Source organism: Asanoa sp. WMMD1127 (genome assembly GCF_029626225.1).
Classification (GTDB): Bacteria; Actinomycetota; Actinomycetes; order Mycobacteriales; family Micromonosporaceae; genus Asanoa.
On sequence record NZ_JARUBP010000001.1, the window covers coordinates 3,107,391 to 3,128,476 of the forward strand.

The 21,086-nt window shown below is 72.1% G+C and carries 23 protein-coding genes; 14 read left to right on the forward strand and 9 right to left on the reverse strand.

Features of this window, described 5'->3' with window-relative positions; all coding sequences use genetic code 11:
• The first annotated feature begins 36 nt into the window (after positions 1-36).
• Positions 37-1,944, forward strand: a complete 1,908-nt coding sequence (locus tag O7635_RS14825; RefSeq protein ID WP_278080999.1) for a histidine kinase — start codon at positions 37-39, stop codon at positions 1,942-1,944.
• Positions 1,884-2,525: a response regulator transcription factor gene (locus O7635_RS14830; RefSeq protein ID WP_278081000.1), complete on the forward strand. Its 642-nt coding sequence runs from the start codon at positions 1,884-1,886 to the stop codon at positions 2,523-2,525. Before O7635_RS14825 ends, O7635_RS14830 begins: the two co-directional genes overlap by 61 nt.
• On the opposite strand, the gene O7635_RS14835 is transcribed toward O7635_RS14830, so the two are convergent.
• Genes O7635_RS14835 through O7635_RS14845 form a run of 3 tightly spaced genes read right to left on the reverse strand, consistent with a single transcriptional unit; the run spans position 2,522 to position 4,676 of the window.
• Positions 2,522-3,265: a PIG-L deacetylase family protein gene (locus O7635_RS14835; protein ID WP_278081001.1), complete on the reverse strand. Its 744-nt coding sequence runs from the start codon at positions 3,263-3,265 to the stop codon at positions 2,522-2,524. The two genes, O7635_RS14830 and O7635_RS14835, sit on opposite strands and share 4 nt — an antisense overlap.
• A 17-nt stretch (positions 3,266-3,282) precedes the next feature.
• The gene (locus O7635_RS14840) at positions 3,283-3,924 is read right to left on the reverse strand and encodes a DUF2461 domain-containing protein (RefSeq protein ID WP_278081002.1); all 642 of its coding nucleotides are present in this window, start codon (positions 3,922-3,924) and stop codon (positions 3,283-3,285) included.
• Between the two features lie 17 nt (positions 3,925-3,941).
• Positions 3,942-4,676, reverse strand: coding sequence for an MBL fold metallo-hydrolase (locus O7635_RS14845; RefSeq protein WP_278081003.1), 735 nt, complete (start codon positions 4,674-4,676; stop codon positions 3,942-3,944).
• Positions 4,677-4,699: 23 nt separating this feature from the next.
• Between O7635_RS14845 and O7635_RS14850 the strand changes: the two genes are divergently transcribed.
• Positions 4,700-5,653 carry a pirin family protein gene (locus O7635_RS14850; protein WP_278081004.1) on the forward strand — a complete coding sequence of 318 codons (954 nt, stop codon included), beginning with the start codon at positions 4,700-4,702 and terminating at the stop codon, positions 5,651-5,653.
• Here the strand turns inward: O7635_RS14850 and O7635_RS14855 are convergent.
• Complete coding sequence (locus O7635_RS14855) at positions 5,640-6,155, reverse strand: DUF664 domain-containing protein (protein WP_347405281.1); 516 nt, start codon at positions 6,153-6,155, stop codon at positions 5,640-5,642. The genes O7635_RS14850 and O7635_RS14855 overlap by 14 nt on opposite strands.
• Positions 6,156-6,182: 27 nt before the next feature.
• Here O7635_RS14855 and O7635_RS14860 point away from each other — a divergent pair, with 27 nt between their 5' ends.
• From O7635_RS14860 to O7635_RS14875, 4 genes are all read left to right on the forward strand, one after another.
• On the forward strand, positions 6,183-6,947 hold the full coding sequence (locus O7635_RS14860; RefSeq protein WP_278081006.1) for an enoyl-CoA hydratase/isomerase family protein: 765 nt from the start codon (positions 6,183-6,185) through the stop codon (positions 6,945-6,947).
• A 203-nt stretch (positions 6,948-7,150) separates the two neighbouring features.
• On the forward strand, positions 7,151-8,143 hold the full coding sequence (locus O7635_RS14865) for a S1 family peptidase (RefSeq protein ID WP_278085484.1): 993 nt from the start codon (positions 7,151-7,153) through the stop codon (positions 8,141-8,143).
• A gap of 69 nt (positions 8,144-8,212) precedes the next feature.
• Positions 8,213-8,941, forward strand: a complete 729-nt coding sequence (locus O7635_RS14870; RefSeq protein ID WP_278081007.1) for an aminotransferase class IV — start codon at positions 8,213-8,215, stop codon at positions 8,939-8,941.
• Positions 8,942-9,178: 237 nt separating this feature from the next.
• Entirely contained in the window at positions 9,179-10,414 is a 1,236-nt protein-coding gene (locus O7635_RS14875; RefSeq protein ID WP_278081008.1) for an alanine--tRNA ligase-related protein, read from the forward strand.
• Here O7635_RS14875 and O7635_RS14880 read toward each other — a convergent pair.
• Positions 10,411-11,022 (reverse strand): pyridoxamine 5'-phosphate oxidase family protein, encoded by a 612-nt coding sequence (locus tag O7635_RS14880; protein WP_278081009.1) that lies wholly within the window; start codon positions 11,020-11,022, stop codon positions 10,411-10,413. The two genes, O7635_RS14875 and O7635_RS14880, sit on opposite strands and share 4 nt — an antisense overlap.
• A 203-nt stretch (positions 11,023-11,225) precedes the next feature.
• On the opposite strand from O7635_RS14880, the gene O7635_RS14885 reads away from it, so the two are divergent.
• From O7635_RS14885 to O7635_RS14900, 4 genes are read left to right on the forward strand one after another with little or no spacing between them, the layout of a single operon-like run.
• Positions 11,226-11,315, forward strand: a complete 90-nt coding sequence (locus O7635_RS14885; RefSeq protein ID WP_278081010.1) for a potassium-transporting ATPase subunit F — start codon at positions 11,226-11,228, stop codon at positions 11,313-11,315.
• Complete coding sequence (gene kdpA, locus O7635_RS14890) at positions 11,316-12,971, forward strand: potassium-transporting ATPase subunit KdpA (protein ID WP_278081011.1); 1,656 nt, start codon at positions 11,316-11,318, stop codon at positions 12,969-12,971.
• 1 nt (position 12,972) lies between these two features.
• Positions 12,973-15,123 (forward strand): potassium-transporting ATPase subunit KdpB, encoded by a 2,151-nt coding sequence (gene kdpB / locus O7635_RS14895; protein ID WP_278081012.1) that lies wholly within the window; start codon positions 12,973-12,975, stop codon positions 15,121-15,123.
• Complete coding sequence (locus tag O7635_RS14900) at positions 15,123-15,980, forward strand: potassium-transporting ATPase subunit C (protein ID WP_278081013.1); 858 nt, start codon at positions 15,123-15,125, stop codon at positions 15,978-15,980. The genes kdpB and O7635_RS14900 overlap by 1 nt, the downstream gene beginning before the upstream one ends.
• A 98-nt stretch (positions 15,981-16,078) precedes the next feature.
• On the opposite strand, the gene O7635_RS14905 is transcribed toward O7635_RS14900, so the two are convergent.
• The 3 genes from O7635_RS14905 to O7635_RS14915 all read right to left on the reverse strand — a co-directional run bounded on the left by O7635_RS14905 (position 16,079) and on the right by O7635_RS14915 (position 18,430).
• Positions 16,079-16,744, reverse strand: coding sequence for a GntR family transcriptional regulator (locus tag O7635_RS14905; RefSeq protein WP_278081014.1), 666 nt, complete (start codon positions 16,742-16,744; stop codon positions 16,079-16,081).
• 45 nt (positions 16,745-16,789) lie between these two features.
• A complete protein-coding gene (locus O7635_RS14910; RefSeq protein WP_278081015.1) occupies positions 16,790-17,446 on the reverse strand; it encodes a GntR family transcriptional regulator in 657 nt (218 codons plus the stop codon).
• Positions 17,447-17,983: 537 nt separating this feature from the next.
• Positions 17,984-18,430: a hypothetical protein gene (locus O7635_RS14915; protein WP_278081016.1), complete on the reverse strand. Its 447-nt coding sequence runs from the start codon at positions 18,428-18,430 to the stop codon at positions 17,984-17,986.
• A 62-nt stretch (positions 18,431-18,492) separates the two neighbouring features.
• Between O7635_RS14915 and O7635_RS14920 the strand changes: the two genes are divergently transcribed.
• Complete coding sequence (locus tag O7635_RS14920; protein ID WP_278081017.1) at positions 18,493-19,770, forward strand: RNA polymerase sigma factor; 1,278 nt, start codon at positions 18,493-18,495, stop codon at positions 19,768-19,770.
• Here O7635_RS14920 and O7635_RS14925 read toward each other — a convergent pair.
• Positions 19,721-20,143 carry a YciI family protein gene (locus O7635_RS14925; protein WP_278081018.1) on the reverse strand — a complete coding sequence of 141 codons (423 nt, stop codon included), beginning with the start codon at positions 20,141-20,143 and terminating at the stop codon, positions 19,721-19,723. The two genes, O7635_RS14920 and O7635_RS14925, sit on opposite strands and share 50 nt — an antisense overlap.
• A 152-nt stretch (positions 20,144-20,295) precedes the next feature.
• On the opposite strand from O7635_RS14925, the gene O7635_RS14930 reads away from it, so the two are divergent.
• Together O7635_RS14930 and O7635_RS14935 are read left to right on the forward strand one after the other, a co-directional pair.
• On the forward strand, positions 20,296-20,619 hold the full coding sequence (locus tag O7635_RS14930) for a metalloregulator ArsR/SmtB family transcription factor (protein ID WP_278081019.1): 324 nt from the start codon (positions 20,296-20,298) through the stop codon (positions 20,617-20,619).
• 2 nt (positions 20,620-20,621) lie between these two features.
• Positions 20,622-21,086 carry an SRPBCC domain-containing protein gene (locus O7635_RS14935; RefSeq protein WP_278081020.1) on the forward strand — a complete coding sequence of 155 codons (465 nt, stop codon included), beginning with the start codon at positions 20,622-20,624 and terminating at the stop codon, positions 21,084-21,086.

A 21,086-nucleotide genomic window follows, 5' to 3' on the forward strand; every position in this document is an offset into this window, starting at 1 on the left:
CTGCCCACGCCGGCCCGGTTCGGCGAAACTGTGGCCATGACACGCCGAACGCGCGCCCTGGGGCACGGCCTGCTGCGCGGTTGCCACGCGATCGCGTCCGCCGTGCTGCTGGTCGCGCACGCCGTGCTCTTCGTGCCCGGTCTCGGGCTCGGCCTGGTCTTCCTCCTGCCGTGGCCGGTGGTTCGGATGCGCCGGGTCACCGACGCGGCGCGGCGGACCTCCGGGGTGCCGCGGCCCTACCGCGAGCACCCCGGCCCGCCGGTGCCCGAGGCGGACGGGCGCTACCGGCACGACCGGCGGCTCTACCGCACGCCGTTCTGGCCGCGGCAGTTCGGCTACCTCGACTGGGCGCTGGGCGACCCGGCCACCTGGCGGGACGTCGCCTGGATGGCGACCAACCCGGTGGTCGGCGGCGTGCTGGGGTTCGGCCCGGCCGCGCTGGTGGTCGGCGGGATCGCGGTGGCCGTCGGCGCGGGGCGGGAGACGGCCTGGTGGATCCCGGTGGGGCTCGCCCTGTCGGTCCTCGGCTTCGCGGTCGCTCCGGCCGCGGTGCGGGCCCACGACGCCTGGGCCCGACGGATGCTCGCGCCGCGGGCCGAGCTCGGCTCACTGAAGGTCTGGCTCGGCACGCGCTTCCTGACGCTGACCAAGCTGCTCGCACTCGGCGGGCTGACCGTGGTGAGCGTGGGGCTGGCCGTACTCTCCGCCATCTGTCTCGCGCTCTTCTGCGTGGGAATCGTGGCGGCGCTGCCCGACGGGGCGGGAGCGGTCCGCGACATCACCCGGATCCGGCGGCGGCTGGCGGAGCAGTGGTCGGGTGTGCCGATCCAGACGCCGTACCGGCCTGAGCCGCCGCTGCCGGCGCGGCGGGCCGACGGCCTCTACGAGTTCGGCGACCAGCTCTACAAGTCGAAGGGCTGGACCCGGTTCTTCCAGCGCCTCGACTGGGTCTGGCACGACCCGGCGACCTGGCGCGATCTGTTGTGGACGGTCACGGATCCGATCGCGGGTGGCGCGCTGGTCGCCGGCTCGGTGGGCGCGCTGGTCTACGGCTTCGTCGGCATGGTGGTCCCGGCGCTGGCCGGGCTCACGGGCCTGGACGACGCGCCGGCGCTGCTGGTGCTGAGCGACCGGCCGGTGCTGGCCCTGCTGGTCGGCGTCGCACTGATGGTGGCCGGCACGCTGTTCGCGCCGACGGCGCTGCGCCTGCACGGCCGGTGGACCGCGGTGCTGCTGGCCCCGACCACCAAGGCGCGGCTGGCGTTGCGGGTCGCGCAGCTCACCGAGAGCCGGGCGGACGCGACCTCGGCGCAGGCCGCCGAGCTGCGCCGGATCGAACGCGACCTGCACGACGGCGCGCAGGGGCGGCTGGTCGCCGTCGGGCTGGCGCTGGGCGCGGTCGAGGCGCTGATCGACACCGACCCGGCGGCGGCCCGCCGGCTGGTCGTCGAGGCCCGCGAGAGCACGTCCCGCGCCCTGGCCGAGCTGCGGGACCTGGTCCGCGGCGTACGCCCGCCGGTGCTCGCCGAACGCGGCCTGGTCGAGGCGATCCGCGCGCTGGCGCTGGACAGCCCGGTGCCGACCACGGTGACGGCGTCGCTGGCCGGTCGCGGGCCGGAGCCGGTCGAGGCCGCCGTCTACTTCGCGGTCAGCGAGGCGCTCGTCAACGCGGCCAAGCACGCCGCCGCCGCGACCGTGACGATCACCTTCGGGCACGCGGACGGCGTGCTCACCGCGGTCGTCACCGACGACGGCCGGGGCGGCGCCGACCCGGCGCTGGGCAGTGGGCTGCGGGGCATGCGACACCGGTTGTCGGCGTTCGACGGTACTGTCCGGGTGGTCAGCCCGGTCGGCGGACCGACCACCGTGACGCTGGAGGTGCCGTGCGCGTTGTCCTCGCCGAGGACCTCTACCTCCTCCGGGAGGGGCTCAAGCAGCTCCTGACCGCGCACGGCTTCGAGATCGTGGCGGCCGTCGACAACGGCCCCGACCTGCTGCGCGCCCTGCTCACCGAGCGGCCTGACGTCGCGGTGGTCGACGTGCGGCTGCCGCCGACCCAGACCGACGAAGGGCTGCAGGCCGCGCTGGCCGCTCGCCGCGAGGTGCCCGGCCTGCCGGTGCTGGTGCTCTCCCAGCATGTCGAGCGCCTCTACGCCCGCGAGCTGCTGGCCGACGGCACGGGCGGGGTCGGCTACCTGCTCAAGGACCGGGTGTTCAACGCCGAGCAGTTCGTCGACGCGGTGCGCCGGGTCGCCGCCGGCGGCACCGCCATGGACCCCGACGTGATCGCGAAGCTGTTCGCGACCGGCGACCACAACGTCGGCCGGCTCACGCCCCGCGAACGCGAGGTGCTGGAGCTGATGGCGGAGGGGCGCTCCAACGCGGCGATCGGCCAGCGGCTCTTCCTGAGCGAGAGCGCGGTCGGCAAGCACACCGCGAACATCTTCGGCAAGCTCGGCCTGGCCGCCTCGGACGACGACAACCGCCGCGTGCTGGCCGTCCTCGCTTACCTCGACGCGCGCTAGAAGAGGTTGATGGTGAAGACCTCGAAGGGCGCGGCGTAACGGGTGCCCAGGCGGGTGCCGGAGGCGCGACCGATGCCCTCCAGGAACTCCTCCGGGTCGAAGGCGCCCTCGCCGAGGCCGCGCAGATAGGCCTCGTGCGCCTGCAGCGACTCCAGGCCGCGGTCGAACGTGCCGGTGATGTCGACGGCGTGCCGGCCGGCGGGGGAGCCGGCCGCCCAGACCTGCCGGACCTTGCCCCACGGCTCGAGCCCGTCGGTCAGCTGCTCCCGGAAGATCCACCGGTTGCCCGCGTCGCGTACGGCGTCGAGCGTCGCCCGGCCCGTCGCCATGTGGTCGGCCTGGTTGAGTGCCTCGGCGCCGTCCCAGGTCTCGCGGAAGTTGTTGGTGATGACGATGTCGGGGCGGTGGCGGCGGACGACCTCGGTGATGGCGCGGCGCAGCGGCACGCCATATTCGAGGATGCCGTCCGGCAGGCCGAGGAACTCGACCTCGGAGACGCCGACCACGCCGGCCGAGGCTCGCTGCTCGGCCTCGCGGAGCACCCGCGCCTCGTCGGGGTCGAGCCCGTCGATGCCCGCCTCGCCGGAGGTGACGAGGCAGTAGACGATCTCCTTGCCCTGCGCGGTCCAGCGCGCCACAGCGGCCGCGGAGCCGAACTCCAGGTCGTCGGGGTGAGCGACGACGGCCAGCGCTCGCTGCCAGTCTTCGGGCAGCGACTCGTACGGCGCGATGTCGGACACGACAGGTCTCCTAGGGGTCAGTCGGCGTGGGGGATGCTCGGGCCGACGTAGCTGGCGAGCCACTGGTTGAGCGGCGCCGACGCGCGGAGGAAGGCGGTCACCCGGCGCTTGGCCGCGGCGGTGCCCAGCCAGGGTGCCACCGGCCACTCCTTCCAGGCGACGAGACCCTTGTGCCGCAGCAGGTCGGCGCGCGGATGGTCGGCCGGGTAGCCGCGCGGGATCCGCTTGAGCTGCTCGTGACCGTGGATCCGGACGCCGTCGTCGGCCGCCTCGGCGACGATCTCGGCCAGCCGGGCGCCGGTCTTGTCGTCGTCGACCGCCGCGCGGTAGCGGGCGAGCTGGTCGCGCTCCATGTGGTACATGCCGCTGCCGGCGGCCAGCCCGTCGGCGGAGAGGTGGAGGTAGCCGCCCCGCTCCAGCGTCGCCGCGATCGCCGTCTTGTAGGGCGACTTGTCGGCGCTGAACCGCACGTCGCGGTAGGGCCGGAAGATCCGCCCGCCGCCGAACTCGGGCTCGAGCTCGTCGAGCAGCGCCTGCATCGGGGCGCGCACCAGGTCGTCGTAAACGCTTTTGTGCGCCGTCCAGTAGGTCTTCGAGTTGTCGGCCGCGAGCCCTTCGTAGAACTCCAGCGCCTCACTCGGCCAGCCACGGAACGCCACAGCACGACCCTATCCCCTTACGGCTCCCACACCTGGCCGCCGACGGCCATCTCGACCGGCCCGGCGTACGCCGAGCGGGCCGCGCCCAGCGCCCTCGTGGCCGGCAGGCCGGGCCAGAGGTGGGTGAGCAGCAGCCGGCCGGAGCCCGCGGTCGTGGCGGCCGCACCCGCGTCGAGCGCGCTGCTCAACCGGCCGGCGCTGTCGGCGGGCACCGCCTCCGGATAGGTCGCCTCCGCGATGAGCAGGTCCGCGGCCTCGGCGAGCCGGGCCAGCGCGGGCGCCGGCCCGCTGTCGCCCTGGTATGCGAGAGCCGCGCCGCCGGCCGCGATCCGCACCCCGTTGTTGGGCACGAAATGCGGCAGACCAGCGATGTCCACAGTGAACGGACCGATCCGCAGCCGATCACCGTCACCGACCGGATGGAGCGCGTAGTGGAGCATTCCGGGCCGGTCCAGCGCGAGTACGGCGTCGAGCGCGCCGGGCGGCGCATAGATCGGCAGGGCCGGCGCGGGGTCGTCGGTGAGCGAGCGCGCCCGCAGCAGCGGGTTGAGGTCGACGCAGTGATCCGGGTGGCCGTGCGTGATCAGCGCGGCGTCGACGTCCGCCGCGGCGCAGTGGGCGAGCAGCCGGGGAAACGTCGCATAACCGGCGTCGAGCACCAACCGGAAGCCGTCGTGCTCGACGAGGAAGCCGCTGCAGGCGTCGCCCGCCTCGGGGAAGCCACCCCGGGCGCCGAGCACGGTCAGCCGCACGGGTCGAGGCTACTCTCGGAAGGGTGAGCACTGACGGCGCCGTCACCTTGGCCGGGTTGCCGGCCAGCGTCCTGCTGCCCGGGCACGACGTGCCGCTCGGGCGTTACACCACCGTGCGGCGGTTGTTGCCGCAGCGGCCGCGCCGGATGATCGGCGCGTGGTGCTTCGTCGACCAGTTCGGGCCCGACGACGTGGTCGGCAAGCCAGGCATGCAGGTGCCGCCGCATCCCCACACCGGCCTCCAGACCGTCACCTGGCTGGTCGCCGGCGAGGTGCTGCACCGCGACAGCCTGGGCAGCCTGCAGACCATCCGGCCCGGCCAGCTCAACCTGATGACCTCGGGGCACGGCATCTCGCACTCGGAGGAGTCGCCGGTCGAGCACCCGCCGCTGATGCACGGGCTGCAGCTGTGGGTGGCGCTGCCCGAGGAGGCGCGGCACCAGCCGGCCCGGTTCGAGCACCACGCGGACCTGCCCGCGGCCACCCGCGCCGGGGTGACCACCACCGTGGTCATCGGCGAGCTGGGTGAGCTGCGCTCGCCGGCCCGCGTGCACAGCCCGCTGCTCGGCGCCGAGCTGCTGTGCGAGCCCGGCGCCCGCGCGGAGCTGACCCTGCGGGCCGACTACGAATATGGCCTGCTCTCGCTTGACGGCGCCGCCGAGGTCGACGGGGCCGAGTTGACCCCGGGCGGCCTGCTCTACCTCGGCGAGGACCGCACGTCGGCCACGGTCACGACCACCGACGGCGCGCGGCTGTTCCTGCTCGGCGGCGAGCCGTTCGAGGAGCCGCTGGTGATGTGGTGGAACTTCGTCGCGCGCAGCGACGCCGAGATCCGCCGGGCGCGGGAGGAGTGGACCTCCGGCGACCGGTTCGGCGTGGTGCGCGGCTACGCCGGCGAGGCGCTGCCGGCCCCGGCGCTGCCGACCACGAAGCTCAAGGTCCGCGACCGGCACGGCAACACGCTCAGCGGAGGATGATCCCGCGCACGTAGGCGGCCTGGCCGACGTGTTGCAGGTCGTCGCCCAGCACGCTGAGCAGGCGTACGCCCATCGTCACCGGCGGGTCCCAGGAGCGGTCGACGATGCGGCTCAGGTCGTCCGCCGTCACGGCCTTGACCAGCGCCGCCGTGCGCTCGTGCACCGCCGCGTAGTAGTCGACCAGCACCTTGCCGCTGGCCGGCCGCACACCGAGGACCTCGTCGGGGCCGTGCGCGTACCCCGTGTCGTCGGGGTCAGGGTCGAGCGCGAAGCGGGGCGCCCATGGCCCGGTCACCCAGATCTGGTCGTCGCCGATCAGGTCGGCGACGTGGTGGTCCTGGATGCGGGTCAGGTGCCAGACCAGCCAGCCGACGGTGTTGGCGCCCGGCGCGGGCGGCCGGCGCAGCTGCTCGGCGTCGAGCCCGGCGACGGCGCCGCGGACCAGCGCCGGCAGGCGGCCGAAGGCGTCGCTCAACAGATCGTTGATGTCCACCCGCACCATGATGCCCCCGTTGGTTAGCGTCGGCGCGTGAACGACGACGGCACGGTCGAGCTGACCCTCACGGGACAGACGGCGACCATCACGATCAACAACCCGCCCCGGCGCAACGCCCTCACGCCGGCGATGTGGCGGCGGCTGCCCGAGCTGCTGGACGCGGCCGCCGCCGACCCCGCGGTGCACGCTCTGGTGCTGACCGGCGCGGGCGGCACGTTCAGCGCGGGCGCCGACCTGACGGGCGTGCGCGACCTGGTGGGGCCGGACAGCCCGCCGACCCGCGCCGAGGAGCGGCTCGCGGCGTTCCCGAAACCGACGATCGCCCGGGTACGCGGTCACTGCGTCGGCGGCGGCTGCCAGCTCGCGGTGGCCTGCGATCTGCGGATCGCCGCGCGGGACGCCCGGTTCGCCGTGCCGCCGGCCCGGCTCGGCATCGCGTACCCGGGGCCGACCACGCGCCGGCTGCTCGGCCTGGTCGGTCCGGCGCGGGCCAAGTGGCTGCTGTTCACGGCCGACCAGATCGACGCGGACCGGGCGGCGGCGATCGGCCTCGTCGACGAGGTCGTGCCGATCGAGGAGCTCGACGCGCACGTGGCCCGGCTGGTCGACACGATCGCGCAGCGGTCGCAGCTGTCGATCGCGGCGGCCAAGGAGACCATCGACCTGGCCGTGGCCGGTCGTCCGTCGGCGGAGCGGGACGCGTTCTGGCAGGCGGAGATGCTGCGCGCCGGCGATGTCGCGGAGGGTGCGGCGGCCTTCCTCGAACGGCGCCGCGCGAATTTCTCCTGGCGTCCGTGAGTCGCAACGCATTTATTGTTGCCAATGGCTTGTTGCATCATCCCGGTGGTATGACCTCGGCCTAATGGTCAGGATCGGTCGCCCGCAAAGCGTTGACGGCGATCTATTCGACTGGAAACATGTCGGCAGATCGATGCCTCCGGATCGGCCGACCGGCCGATCCACATCCCCCGGGAGGATCAGTGAGTATCACCCGTCGCGTCATGCTCTCCGCCACGGCCACGACCCTGGTGGCGGGAGCACTCCTCGGCGTTTCCCCGGCCCAAGCGGCGCAAACCCCGCTGGCCCTGGACGCCGCCAACACCCTCGCCGACTCCCTCGGCGCCGACCGCTCCGCCGGCACCTATGTCGACGCGTCCGGCGCGACCGTCGTCACGGTCACCGACGCCGCCGCTGCCAAGGCCGTCCAGGCCAAGGGTGGCAAGGCCCGCGTCGTCACGCGCAGCGCGGCCGACCTCAACGCGCTGAGCGCCAGCGTTGACAAGGGAGTGGTCGGCACCGCGATCTCGGTCGACCCGGTCGCCAACCAGGTCGTGGTCGAGGTCGACACCACCGTCACCGGCGCCAAGCTCGCCGCCCTCGAGACCGCTGTCGCGGCCAGCAAGGGCGCGGCCCGGATCGAGCGGCTCCCCGGCAAGCTCACCCGGACCATCTCCGGCGGCGACGCCATCTACACCGGTGGCTCGCGTTGCTCGCTGGGCTTCAACGTGCGGTCCGGCAGCACCTACTACTTCCTGACCGCCGGCCACTGCACCAACGCCGGGACGACCTGGACCAACGGCAGCCAGACCCTCGGCACGCGGGCCGGCACCAGCTTCCCGGGCAACGACTACGGCATTGTCCGCTACACCAACACGTCGATCACCATCTCCGGGACGGTGGGCAGCCAGGACATCACCGGCGCCCGCACGCCGAGCGTCGGCGAGACCGTCAACCGTCGCGGCAGCACGACCGGAACCCGAAGCGGCCAGGTGCTCGGCCTGAACGCGACTGTCCGCTACCCGCAGGGCACCGTCACCGGCATGATCCGCACGAGCGTCTGCGCCCAGCCCGGTGACAGCGGCGGCCCGCTCTACCGCGGCACTTCCGCCCTCGGTCTGACCTCTGGCGGCAGCGGCAACTGCAGCACCGGCGGCACGACCTACTTCCAGCCGGTCACCGAGGCGCTGAGCGCCTACGGGGTCTCGGTCTTCTAGTCCTAGCCCTCCCCCTGTGACGGCCCCCGGACCCCGAGCCGGGGGCCGTCGCTTGTCTAGGGTTGGCCCGTGCGCATCGAGGTGAACGGCCGGCCGGCTCTGGCGGAGGACCTGTTCGGCACCTACGGGCATTTCACCGCGATGCAGGTACGCGGCGGCGGCGCCCAGGGCCTCGCCAACCACCTCGACCGCCTCGATGCCGCCAACCGGGAGCTGTTCGACGAACCGCTCGACCCGGATCGCGTGCGGGGGCTGATCCGGCGGGCGCTGGCCGGCGATGCCGACGCGGCCGTCCGGGTCGCCGTGCGGGAGCCGGGCAAGGTGGCGGTCTCGGTCGCGCCGCCGACCCCGCCGGTGGCCGGGCCGCAGCGCCTGCGCTCGGTGCCCTACCTGCGGCCGTTCCCGCATATCAAGCACCTCGGCGGCTTCGCGCAGGGCGAGTGGGCCCGCCGGGTCCGGCGGGACGGCTACGACGACGCGTTGCTCACCGCCGCCGACGGCGCCTTCTCCGAGTCCTCGATCGCCAACATCGGGTTCTTCGCGGCCGACGGCGCGGTGGTGTGGCCTCACCCGCCCTGGCTGCACGGCACCGCGATGCGCCTGGTCGAGGACCACCGCCCGACCATCCGGCGGCGGATCACCCTGGCCGACGTGTCCGGCTTCCACGGCGCGTTCCTGGTCAACTCGATCGGCACCGTCGCGGTCGCGTCGATCGACGACGTCCCGTGCCGCCCGGATCCGCCCCTGATGGACGGTCTCGACGCGCTGCTGGCCGCCGTACCGTGGGATCCGATCTAAAGCAGTTGTCGCTGACCCGGTCACTGGTCATCATTGACGACATGCGCGTGGGTGTGCGGCGAGCTAGTCGCGCCGGGTCGATCGTCGGGGACGCCGTCCTCGCCTGATCCTCGGTGCCGACTCGGCGTGCCCGACTCAACCGATCCACGCGCTCGCGACGTCTCGCGGTGAGGACCCCGCTTCGACAGCCGGGGTCGTGAGCGTGTTCGCGCTGTCCTCCCGAAACGGCGACAGATCATGCGATCCGACCAGATACGCACGACGTTCCTCGACTACTTCCGCGGCCTCGACCATCTCGAGCTGCCGCCCGGTCCGCTCGTCACCGACGAACGCGACCTGCTCTTCACCAACGCGGGCATGGTGCAGTTCAAGCCCTACTTCATCGGCCGGTCCCGGCCCCCGCATGCGCGGCTGATGACGGCGCAGCGCTGCGTGCGCACGGTCGACATCGACCGGATCGGGCTGACCGACCGGCACGCGACCGGGTTCGAGATGCTCGGCAACTTCGCGTTCGGCGACTACTTCAAGCGCGAGTCGATGGTCTGGGCCCTGGAGCTGCTCACGGACGGCTTCGGGCTCGACCGCGACCGGCTCTGGATGACGGTCCTGCGCGGCGACGAGGAGAGCGTCGACCTGTGGCGCTCGCTCGGCGTGCCGGAGAGCCGGATCCAGCGGCTCGGGCCGGACGACAACTTCTGGAGCATGGACATGCCCGGGCCGAGCGGGCCGACCTCGGAGATCTTCTGGGACCGGGGCCCGGCGGTCGGCCGCGACGGTGGTCCGGCGGTCGACAGTGAGCGCTTCGTGGAGCTGTGGAACCTGGTGTTCATGCAGTACCTGCGCGGCGACAGCGACGAGGAGATCCTCGGCGACCTGCCGGGCCGGCACATCGACACCGGGTTGGGCCGCGACCGGCTCGCGATGGTGCTGCAGGGCGTCGACAACCTGCAGGAGACCGACCTCGTGCGGCCGACGCTGGAGGCGGTCCGCGACGCGACGGGCCGCGACGACGAGCCGGCCGGACACCGGCTGGTCACCGACCACGTCCGCACGGCGGTCTTCCTGATCTCGGCGGGTGTCCGGCCGGGCAACGAGGGCCGGGGGTACGTCGTGCGCCGCCTGCTCCGCCGGGCGGTGCGCCGGCTCGTCTTGCTCGGCGTCGACGAGCCGGTGCTCGGGCCGATCGCGGACAGCGTGACCGAGGTGCCGCCGGGCGGCGCGGGTCGCTCGGTGGTGGAGCGGGAGGAGCAGGCCTTCCGCCGGACGCTGCGGGCGGGCAGCCGGCTCCTCGACACCGAGTTGCGGCAGGGCCCGTTGCGCGGTGAGACGGTGTTCAAGCTGCACGACACGTACGGGTTCCCGGTCGACCTCACCGTCGAGATCGCGCGGGAGTCCGGGGTGGCCGTCGACACCGAGGGGTTCGCGCGGCTGATGCGCGAGCATCGCGAACGCAGCCGCGCGGGCCGCCCCTAGTACAGGTTCTTCGCGTAGTCCGGGCCGTAGTGCCGGTCGAGATCCGCCAGGGTGTCGGCCGGCCGCTCGACCTCCTTGATCAGCACCGCGCGGCGCGGCAGCGCGTCCGGCTGCCAGGTGTCGGGCTTCCACAGCTCCGAGCGGAGGAACGCCTTGGCGCAGTGGTAGAAGATCTGCTCGATCTCGACCCGCAGGGCGAACTGCGGGCGGTGGCCCTTGACGGCCAGCTCGTCGAACCACGGCGCGTCGGCCAGGATCGTCGCTCGGCCGTTGATCCGCAGGGTGTCGGTGCGGCCCGGGATCAGATAGATCAGCCCGACGTGCGGGTTGTCGATGATGTTGTGGAAGCCGTCGGCGCGCTTGTTGCCCGGGCGTTCCGGGATGGCGATCGTCGTGTCGTCGAGCACCAGCGTGAAGCCGGCCGGGTCGCCCTTGGGCGAGACGTCGCAGCTGCCGTCGGCGCCGGCCGTGGCGATCAGGCAGAACGGCGCCGCCGCCAGCCAGTCGCGGTCGAGTTGGTGCAGCTCTTTGCGGTCCTTCTCGGCCGCCCTCTTCGCCGGCTCGCCGAGCAGCGCCCGGAGCTGTTCGTGTGACGTCACCGCGGTCATTCGCCCCTCCCCGTGGGTCGATCCCGCTGCTGACCCTAGGCGATTGCGGCAAAGTCCCGCGCGCCGATTATTCGCGCGGTTTCATATGAGAGGAGGTTTTAGTCCGATTCGGAGGGCTGCCCGGTGCAGGACGTGGCGTACATCTTGATCACGGTCGCGCTCTTCGTCGCGCTCGCGGTCATCGTGCGCCTGGTGCAGCGGCTGTGAACGCGGTCAACCTGGCCGGGTTGATCATCGCGTTCCTGGTGGTGCTCTTCCTGGTCGTCGCGCTGCTGTACCCGGAGCGGTTCTAGATGTCGACCACGATCGCCGGCGTCGTCTTCGTGCTGTCGCTCGTGCTGTTCGTCGCGCTCGCGTACCGCTTCTTCGGCGACTATCTCTTCCGGGTCGTCACCGGCACCCGGCACTCCGCGGTCGAGCGCCTCGTCTACCGGGCGGTCGGCGTCAACCCGGCGGGCGAGCAGAGTTGGCCCGCCTACGCCCGCAGCGTGTTCGCCTTCTCACTGATGTCGCTGCTGTTCCTCTATGGCTTCACCCGGTTGCAGAGCAAGTTGCCGCTCTCGCTCGGGCTGCCCGGGATGTCACCGCACCAGGGCTGGAACACCGCGGCCAGCTTCGTGACCAACACCAACTGGCAGTCGTACGCGGGTGAGTCGACTCTCGGCCACCTCGTGCAGATGTCCGGGCTGGCGGTGCAGAACTTCGTCTCGGCGGCCGTCGGCATCGCGGTCTCCGTGGCGTTCGTCCGTGGCTTCGCCCGCAGCCGCACGCAGGTGCTGGGCAACTTCTGGGTCGACCTGACCCGGATCACGCTGCGGGTCCTGCTGCCGGTGGCGATCGTCGGCGCGATCGTGCTGATCGCCGGCGGGGTGGTGCAGAACCTCTCCGGTGGCACCGACGTCAGCACGCTGGCCGGCGCGACCCAGCACCTCTCGGGCGGCCCGGTGGCCAGCCAGGAAGTGATCAAGGAGCTCGGCACCAACGGCGGCGGCTTCTACAACGCCAACAGCGCGCACCCCTTCGAGAACCCGACGCCGTGGACCAACTGGTTCGAGATCTTCCTGATCCTGCTGATCCCGTTCGCGATGCCCCGAGTGTTCGGGCGGATGGTCGGCGACACCCGGCAGGGGCACGCGATCCTGGCCGTGATGGCCGTGCTCGCGGTGGCCAGCGTCATCCTGGTCAACACGTTCGAGCTGCTGCACAACGGGACCGTGCCGCACGCCGTGCACGCCGCCACCGAGGGCAAGGAGGTGCGCTTCGGCGTCTCCGACTCGGCCACGTTCGCGGCGGCGACGACGCTGACCTCGACGGGGGCGGTCAACTCGTTCCTCGACTCGTACACCGCGCTCGGTGGCATGGTTCCGATGGTCAACATGATGCTCGGCGAGGTCGCGCCCGGCGGCGTTGGCTCCGGCCTCTACGGGATCCTTATGCTGGCGGTCATCACCGTGTTCGTGGCCGGGCTGATGGTCGGCCGCACGCCGGAGTACCTCGGCAAGAAGATCTCCGCCCGCGAGATCAAGTTCGCGTCGCTCTATTTCCTCGTCACGCCCGCGGTCGTGCTGATCGGCATGGCGACCGCGATGGCCACGAAGAACCGCGAGACCATGCTCAACGTCGGACCGCACGGCTTCTCGGAGGTGCTCTACGCGTTCACCTCGGCCGGCAACAACAACGGCTCGGCGTTCGCGGGGATCACCGTCAACGACCAGTGGTGGGACACCGCGACCGGGCTGTGCATGGTGATCGGCCGGTTCCTGCCCATGGTGTTCGTGCTGGCGCTGGCCGGATCGTTGGCTCGCCAGCGGCCCGTGCCCGCCTCGGCCGGCACGCTGCCGACCCACCGGCCGCTGTTCATCGGGATGGTGGTCGGCGTCGTGATCATCCTGATCGCGCTCACCTTCCTGCCGGTGCTCGCGCTGGGTCCCCTGGCCGAGGGGCTGTGAGGTGGCGGTGACCGGCGGGGCCGTCGAGCAGCCGGGCCGGATCGGGGGTGGGTTGCTCGACCCGCGCCAGCTGGTGCGGTCGCTGCCGGACGCGGTGCGCAAGCTCAACCCGGCCACGCTGTGGCGCAACCCGGTGATGTTCATCGTGGAGCTCGGCGCGCTGTTCACCACCGCGCTGTCCATACAGGACTCCTCGACGTTCGCCTGGCTGATCACGGTCTGGCTGTGGCTGACCGTGCTGTTCGCGAACCTGGCGGAGGCCGTCGCCGAAGGGCGCGGCAAGGCGCAGGCCGCGACGCTGCGGCGGGCCCGGCGCGAGACGGTGGCCCGGCGGCTTCTCGACTGGACGCCCGGGCAGGCCGATCCGCATGAGGAGACCGTCGACGCGGTCGAGCTGCGGCAGAACGACGTCGTGGTGGTCGAGGCGGGTCAGGTGATCCCGGGCGACGGAGACGTGGTCGAGGGCGTCGCCAGCGTCGACGAGTCGGCGATCACGGGCGAGTCGGCCCCGGTGATCCGCGAGTCCGGTGGCGACCGCAGCGCGGTCACGGGTGGCACGAAGGTGCTCTCGGACCGGATCGTCGTCCAGATCACGCAGAAGCCGGGGGAGAGCTTCATCGACCGGATGATCGGGCTGGTCGAGGGAGCGTCGCGGCAGAAGACGCCCAACGAGATCGCCCTCAACATCCTGCTGGCCGCGCTGAGCATCATCTTTCTGCTGGCGGTGGTGACGCTGCAGCCGGTGGCCATCTTCTCCAAGGCGTTCCAGGGCGCGGCGCCCGACGGGCCGACCATCAACGAGCACGGCGTGACCGGGATCGTGCTCGTCTCGCTGCTGGTGGCGCTGATCCCGACCACGATCGGCGCGCTGCTGTCGGCCATCGGCATCGCGGGCATGGACCGGCTGGTGCAGCGCAACGTGCTGGCGATGTCGGGCCGCGCGGTGGAGGCGGCCGGCGACGTCAACACCCTGCTGCTCGACAAGACCGGCACCATCACCCTCGGCAACCGGCAGGCGACCGAGTTCCTTCCGGTCAGCGGAGTGGCGGCCGGCGAGCTGGCGGACGCCGCGCAGCTGTCGAGCCTGGCCGACCAGACGCCCGAGGGCCGCTCGATCGTGGTGCTGGCCAAGCAGGAGCACGGCCTGCGCGAGCGCGACGAGGGCGTCATCCCGTCGGCGCGGTTCGTGCCGTTCAGCGCCGAGACGCGCATGTCCGGTGTGGACATCGAGGGTGCCGGCGGCCAGCCGGAGCGGCGGATCCGCAAGGGGGCCGCGGCCGCGGTGATGCGCTGGGTGCGGGAGAACGGCGGTCACCCCACCGAAGAGGTCGGCGGCGTGGTCGACGGCATCTCGGCCACCGGCGGCACCCCGCTGGTCGTCGCGACGCACGTCGACGGTCAGCCGGCTCGGGCGCTCGGGGTGGTGCACCTCAAGGACGTGGTCAAGAGCGGCATGCGCGAGCGCTTCGACGAGATGCGGCGCATGGGCATCCGGACGATCATGATCACGGGGGACAACCCGTTGACCGCGCGGGCGATCGCGGAGGAGGCGGGCGTCGACGACTTCCTGGCCGAGGCCAAGCCCGAGGACAAGATGGCGCTGATCCGCCACGAGCAGGAGGGTGGCCGGCTGGTCGCGATGACGGGCGACGGCACCAACGACGCGCCGGCGTTGGCCCAGGCGGACGTCGGGGTGGCGATGAACACCGGCACGTCGGCCGCGAAGGAGGCCGGCAACATGGTCGACCTCGACTCGGACCCGACGAAGCTGATCGAGATCGTCGAGATCGGCAAGCAGCTGTTGATCACCCGGGGCGCGCTGACGACGTTCTCGATCGCCAACGACATCGCGAAGTACTTCGCGATCATCCCGGCCATGTTCGCGGTGATCTACCCGAGCCTCGACAGCCTCAACATCATGCGGCTCAGCTCGCCGGCGTCCGCCATCACGTCGGCGATCATATTCAACGCCCTGGTGATCGTCGTGCTGATCCCGCTCGCCCTGCGCGGAGTGCGCTACCGGCCGAGCAGCGCGTCGAAGTTGCTGAGCCGCAACCTCCTGCTGTACGGCCTCGGCGGCATCGTGGCGCCGTTCGCCGGCATCAAGGTGCTCGACATCGCCATCGTGCAGTGGATTCCGGGGATCTCCTGATGCGGCTACCCAACTGGCTCAGCCAGCACCTGGCGGCGTTCCGGGCGGTGCTGGTGTTCACCGTCCTGCTCGGGATCGCGTACCCCCTGCTGCTCGTCGGGATCGGTCTGTTGCCGGGCCTGCACCACCGCGCGACCGGGTCGCTGCTCTCCTCCGGCGGCCGCGACGTGGGCAGCAGCCTGATCGGGCAGAGCTTCCTCGACGCTGACGGCGAGCCGATCCCGCGCTACTTCCAGTCGCGACCGTCGGCGGCCGGCGACGGCTACGACCCGACGGCGAGCGGGGCGAGCAACCTCGGTCCGGAGAGCGTCGAGGACGAGCTGGCCGACGGCAGCGAGTCGCTGCTCACCCAGGTCTGCGCCCGCAGCCTGGCGGTCGGCCGGCTGGAGGGCGTCTCGGGCGCGCGGCCGTTCTGCACCGCCGACGGCGTGGGCGCGGTGCTGCGGGTGTTCCGTCGCGACGGGCTGACCGGGCCGGCGACCCGGGTCGTCAGCGTCAACCAGACGGGCACGCCGTTCCTGGCCACGTTCGAGGGCGTCCGGGTCGAGAGCGCGGTGCCGGGCGAGGACTACAGCGGGGGAGTGCTCACGCCGGTCCGCGGCGCCGCGCCGGCCGTGCCCGCGGTGCCGGCGGACGCGGTGACGGCCAGCGGTTCGGGACTGGATCCGCACATCTCACCGGCGTACGCGGCGTTGCAGGTGCCCCGGGTGGCCCGCGAGCGCGGTGCCAGCGAGGCGGCGATCCGTGGCCTCGTCGCCGACAACACGGCCGGGCGGTCGGTCGGCTTCATGGGCGCGAGCCGGGTCAACGTCGTGCGCCTCAACCTGGACCTCGATCAGCGGTTCCCGGTGGGCTGATGGGGACCTTGCGCTGCTTCCACGGGCGCATCACGGCCCGTGGTGGCGTTGCGCCCGTCAAACCAGACTAGGGCCGCGCCGCGCCGCGGTGGCCGCGGTCAGGCCGTCAGGAGGAGGTCGAGGGTGCGTTGGAGGTGTGCGGCGACGAGCTTCGCGGCCGTGTCGGCGTCGCGGCCGGCGAGCGCGTCGACGACCGCGCGGTGCTCGGCGGTGGCTTCGGCGAGCCGCTCCGGGTGGGCCTTCATCGACTCGCCGACGTAGCGGGCGGTGCTGCCCTGTGTGCTGGTGACCAAGGAGAAGAGGCGCGGTGAGCGAGACGCCCGACCGAGCAGAGCGTGAAAGGCCCAGTTCAGTTCCAACCAGGCGGCCGGGTCCGTCTCCTGGTCCATCCGGTCCAGCAGGTCGCCGGCCGCAGCCAGTTCGTCGGCCGTGATGTGCCGGGCCGCGCGCCGGATCACCAGTGGTTCGAGGGCGGCCCGGATCTCGTGGATCTCGCGCAGGTCGTCGGGGTCGAGATCGTGCACGACGGCGCCGCGGTGCGGGTCGATGCGGATCAGCCCGTCGGCGGCGAGGTCGCGCAGGGCCTCCCGGACGGGGGTGGTGCTGACCGCGAGCTGGGTGGCGATCTCGGCCTGACCGAGGTGGGTGCCGCCGGTCAGCAGGCCGCTGAAGATCGCCCTGCGTAGGGTGTCACGGACCAGCTCGTGCGCGGTCCGCCGCTGCGGCGCGGGCGCGAGCTTCGCTAGGTCCAGCCCGTCAAGCACACCGGAGACCCTAACAGCCGTGCACATTGCAGGGTCGATTATGTATTAGCGCACGGCGCCTTCGACCGTCTGCAGGGTCTGGTGGAGATGATCGACTGCCAACTTGGCCGCGCTGTCACCGTCGCCGTCGCGGCACGCCTCGAGCAGCTGGTGGTGGTAGCGGTTCGTGGTGTCGAGATGATCGGCCTCGGTCGCCCGCAACGCCATGTTGACGTAGACGGCGACGTTGTCGTCGAGGTGGTTGAGGATCTCGGCGAGCCGGTGCAGACCGCCGGCGCTGTTGAGCAGGCGGTGGAACTCGCGGTTGAGGGCGATCCAGCGGGCGGGGTCGCGGGTGGCGTCGAGGTCGGTCTGCAGCCGCTCCAGGGCGGCGAGCGTCTCAGGGGTCAGGGAGAGGGCGGCCTGCCGGACCGCCTCGGGCTCGAGCAGGCGGCGGATCAGGTAGATCTCGCGGACCTCGTGGACGCTCGTCTCCCGCACGACCGCGCCACGGTGGGCGTCGAGCCGGATCAGCCCTTCGGACGCGAGGTCACGCAGCGCCTCCCGCACGGGCGTGGTGCTGACCCGCAGCCGGGCGGCGATGTCGGCCTGGACGAGCCGGGAACCCGCGGGCAGCGTGCCGTCGAGGATCGCCCTGCGCAGCGAGTCGCGCACCATCTGGTGAGCGGTGCGCCGTTCACCGGGGATGAGCTGCGCCTCCACGACCTGCTCCTTTGAGGGTGGGGCATCAAGCACAATACATTGTGTACGACCTGATGCCTGACGTTCGTCACCTGACCCGCGCCATTGCGGGCCGTGGTGACCATCAATTTCCCAAGCAGGTTATACCAATAGGCCATTTTCCGTTCGTTGGTGTATGGCTGGGCACAATGTCGGCAACTGGCTTGCGCGTGCCACGGTCTGGTGTGGAGCTTTGCTCTGCAGCCAAATACGCAACACCTTCGCGCCGGGGTGTTGCGTATTTGGCTGCAGAGCAAAGCCGCCGTGCGAGGGTGCCCCGCGGGGAGGGGAACTAACGCGGGGAACCGGTACGCACCGCGGGCGGCGGCGCGGAGCCGTCGCGGTGGGCGGGCGGGCGCTGGCTCGTCCTTATCCGAGCGGCGCTCGGGACCGGAGCACCCACAGGTCGGTTGGTGGCATTCCAACGGTCGCTGCGGCGCGGAGCGGCCTGGTTGGCGGCAGGACGCCTGGCGATCGCTTCGGCGCAGGCTGCCGCGAGGTCCGGCGGATAGGGGTCGGTCAGCGGAGGGCGCCGGCCAGGCCGGCGGGGAGTTTGGCCAGGAGGTCCCAGAGGTGGGGTTGGGCGGTCGCGGCGTCGGCGATCACCGGGTCCGTCGTGGCGAGTAGGGCCAGGTGGCGGGCGGCGTGTGCGGCTACCGCCTCCGCGTCGACGCGTGGGGGTGACGGCGCCAGTGCGGCGCCGCCGATGACCATGCGGTCGGGGGACAGCGGCCGCGTCGAGACCGGCGCGGGATCGGGTAGGGCCGCGTAGGTCAGCACCACCGACTCGTCGGCGAAGCGCCAGCTCGTCGAGTGGAGGGTCGCGCCGGGGGTGCACAGGGTCAGGCCCGACAGGTGTAGGGCCAGGTCGTCCGGGTGCACCGCCGCGGGCAGCGCGGCGGACAGCGTGCGGTAGCGCAGCGCGCCGTCGGCCGCCGAGAGGAGGACCACCTCCACGATCGTCACGTGTTGCATCTTCGCGGTTGTTGCCACAGTTGTGCAACAAGACAGGCGATAGGTTGGTCGGCGTGGCGGCGGAGACTGAGGTGGGTCGCACGGTCGAGGCGGTCTGGCGGATCGAGGCGCCGCGCCTGATCGCGGGGCTCGCCGGGATGATGCGCGACGTCGGCGTGGCCGAGGAGCTCGCGCAGGACGCCCTGGTCGCCGCGCTCGAGCAGTGGCCGGCCGAGGGGATTCCGCGCAACCCGGGCGCCTGGCTGATGACCGTGGCCAAGCGGCGGGCGGTCGACCTGGTGCGGCGCAACGAGCGCTATTCCCGCAAGCTGCGGGAGATCGGCCGGACGCTGCCGGAGGTCGTCGACGACGAGATCGAGCCCGACCGGATCGAGGACGACCTGCTGCGGCTCACGTTCGTCGCCTGCCATCCGGTGCTGGCGCCCGAGGCTCGGGTCGCCCTCACGCTGCGGCTGCTGGGCGGGCTGACAACGGCCGAGATCGCGCGGGCGTTCCTCGTCGCCGAGCCGACCGTGGCGCAGCGGATCGTCCGGGCCAAGCGCGTCCTCGCCGACGCGGGGGTGCCGTTCGAGGTGCCCGAGCCGGCCGAGCGACCGGCGCGGCTGGCCTCCGTACTCGAAGTGATCTATCTGATCTTCAACGAGGGCTACACCGCGACCGCCGGTGACGACTGGGTGCGGCCCGCCCTGTGTGAGGACGCGCTGCGGCTCGGGCGCGTGCTGGCCGGGCTCATGCCGGGCGAGTCCGAGGTGCACGGGCTGGTGGCGCTGATGGAGTTCCAGGCGTCCCGGCTGCGGGCCCGGGTCGGTGCCGGCGGCGAGGCGATCCGCCTGGTCGACCAGGACCGCACGCGCTGGGACCCGCTGCTCATCCGCCGCGGGTTCGCCGCCCTCGCCCGGGTGGAGGAGATCGGCGGCGAGCCCGGCCCGTACGCGCTGCAAGCCGCCATCGCCGCCTGCCACGCCCGGTCGCGCAGCCCGGAGGAGACCGACTGGAAGCGGATCGCGGCGCTCTACGACGCCCTGGCGCCGCTGGCCCAGTCGGCCGTCGTCGAGCTCAACCGGGCGGTCGCGGTCGGCATGGCCGACGGCCCGGCCGCCGGTCTCGCCCTGGTCGACGCGATCGTCGCGGAAGGCCTGCTGCCGACCTATCACCTGCTCCCGGCCGTACGCGGCGACCTGCTCGCCCAGCTCGGCCGGACCGACGAGGCCCGGGCGGAGTTCACCCGGGCCGCGTCGTTGACCGCCAACGCCCGCGAGCGCGCCGTCCTGGAAAGCCGCGCTAGCGACCCAGGTGGAACTTCTCGGCCTGCGCCGCCTGCTCCTCGTTGATCGTCGTGATCTCGACCGGCTCGGCCACCTGGCGCACCTCGACGACGGCCTCCCAGTCGGCGCCTGGCGGGATCGCCCGGTCGACCGGACAGCGCCGGGCCCACTCGATCGCCTCGTCGAGCGACTTGACGTCGATCAGGTAGAAGCCCGCGATCAGCTCCTTGGCCTCGGTGAACGGCCCGTCGACGACGGTCCGCGCGCCCTTGGCGTAGATCACCCGGGCTCCCTTGGAGCTGTCCCAGAGCCCTTCGGCCGCGAGCAGGACGCCCGCCTTCTCCAGCTCGACGTCGTATTCGTGCATCGCCTGGACCAGCTCCGGCGGGGGCATGGCACCGGGCGGCGGGTCACCCTTGAGCATCAGCATGAAACGCATCAAAACTCTCCTGTCCGTCGCGACCATTCTGGTCGTCACCCACGCGTCGCACGAGCCCGCCGCTATTCGACAGCGGCCACCAAGAAAATTTGACAGCCGCGCTGACGACGCGGCATCCTTAACCAAGCTGTTCTAAAACAGATTGGTTATCAATGCCCACCGACCAGCTCAGCGCCGTCTTCGGGGCACTCGCCGACCCGACGCGCCGCGCGATCCTCGAGCGACTCACCCAAGGCGACGCGACCGTGGGCGAGATCTGTGCGCCGTTCGCGATGTCGCAGCCGGCGATCTCCCGCCACCTGCGGGTTCTGGAGGAGGCGGGCCTGATCTCCCGGAGCCGAAAGGCGACCGCGCGCCTCAGCCACCTCGAGGCCGAGCCGCTGCGGGCGGCCACGGGCTGGCTCGTGGCCTACCGCGACTACTGGGCCAGGAGCTACGACCGGCTCGACGAGCTGCTGGCCAGGATGGAGGACTAGCCATGGAGATCGTCGCCGAGCCCGGCGTGCCGCAGGTGGTGGTGACCCGCGAGTTCGCGGCGCCGGCCCGCAAGCTCCTGCGCGCGCACACCGAGCCCGACCTGCTGGCGCGGTGGCTCGGTCCGGACTGGCTCAAGATCACTGTGGACGTGCTGGAGCCGCGGGACGGCGGTCGGTGGCGCTACACGCACACCGACCCGTCGGGCGAGCGCTATGCGTTCTTCGGCCTCTACCACGGCACGCCGACGACCGAGCGGATCGTGCAGACCTACGAGTTCGACCACCAGCCCGGCGTCGTCTACCTCAACATCATCACGTTCGACGAGCGGGGCGACCGCACCGTGCTGCGGCAGAACACCGTCTTCCCGTCTGTCGAAGACCGCGACTACTACGTGCGATCCGGCATGGAGAAGGGCCTGCGACCGTCGTGGGACCGGCTGGCCACGCTCGTCACCGAAGGGATCTGA

What these genes read in the sequence shown, in the direction of transcription:
- O7635_RS14935 (WP_278081020.1), top strand. Translation starts at nt 20,622, where the DNA reads ATGGAGATCGTCGCCGAGCCCGGCGTGCCGCAGGTGGTGGTGACCCGC.
- O7635_RS14925 (WP_278081018.1), bottom strand. Translation starts at nt 20,143, where the DNA reads ATGCGTTTCATGCTGATGCTCAAGGGTGACCCGCCGCCCGGTGCCATG.
- O7635_RS14865 (WP_278085484.1), top strand. Translation starts at nt 7,151, where the DNA reads ATGCTCTCCGCCACGGCCACGACCCTGGTGGCGGGAGCACTCCTCGGC.
- O7635_RS14875 (WP_278081008.1), top strand. Translation starts at nt 9,179, where the DNA reads ATGCGATCCGACCAGATACGCACGACGTTCCTCGACTACTTCCGCGGC.
- O7635_RS14930 (WP_278081019.1), top strand. Translation starts at nt 20,296, where the DNA reads ATGCCCACCGACCAGCTCAGCGCCGTCTTCGGGGCACTCGCCGACCCG.
- O7635_RS14880 (WP_278081009.1), bottom strand. Translation starts at nt 11,022, where the DNA reads ATGACCGCGGTGACGTCACACGAACAGCTCCGGGCGCTGCTCGGCGAG.
- O7635_RS14900 (WP_278081013.1), top strand. Translation starts at nt 15,123, where the DNA reads ATGCGGCTACCCAACTGGCTCAGCCAGCACCTGGCGGCGTTCCGGGCG.
- O7635_RS14825 (WP_278080999.1), top strand. Translation starts at nt 37, where the DNA reads ATGACACGCCGAACGCGCGCCCTGGGGCACGGCCTGCTGCGCGGTTGC.
- O7635_RS14855 (WP_347405281.1), bottom strand. Translation starts at nt 6,155, where the DNA reads ATGGTGCGGGTGGACATCAACGATCTGTTGAGCGACGCCTTCGGCCGC.
- kdpA (WP_278081011.1), top strand. Translation starts at nt 11,316, where the DNA reads ATGTCGACCACGATCGCCGGCGTCGTCTTCGTGCTGTCGCTCGTGCTG.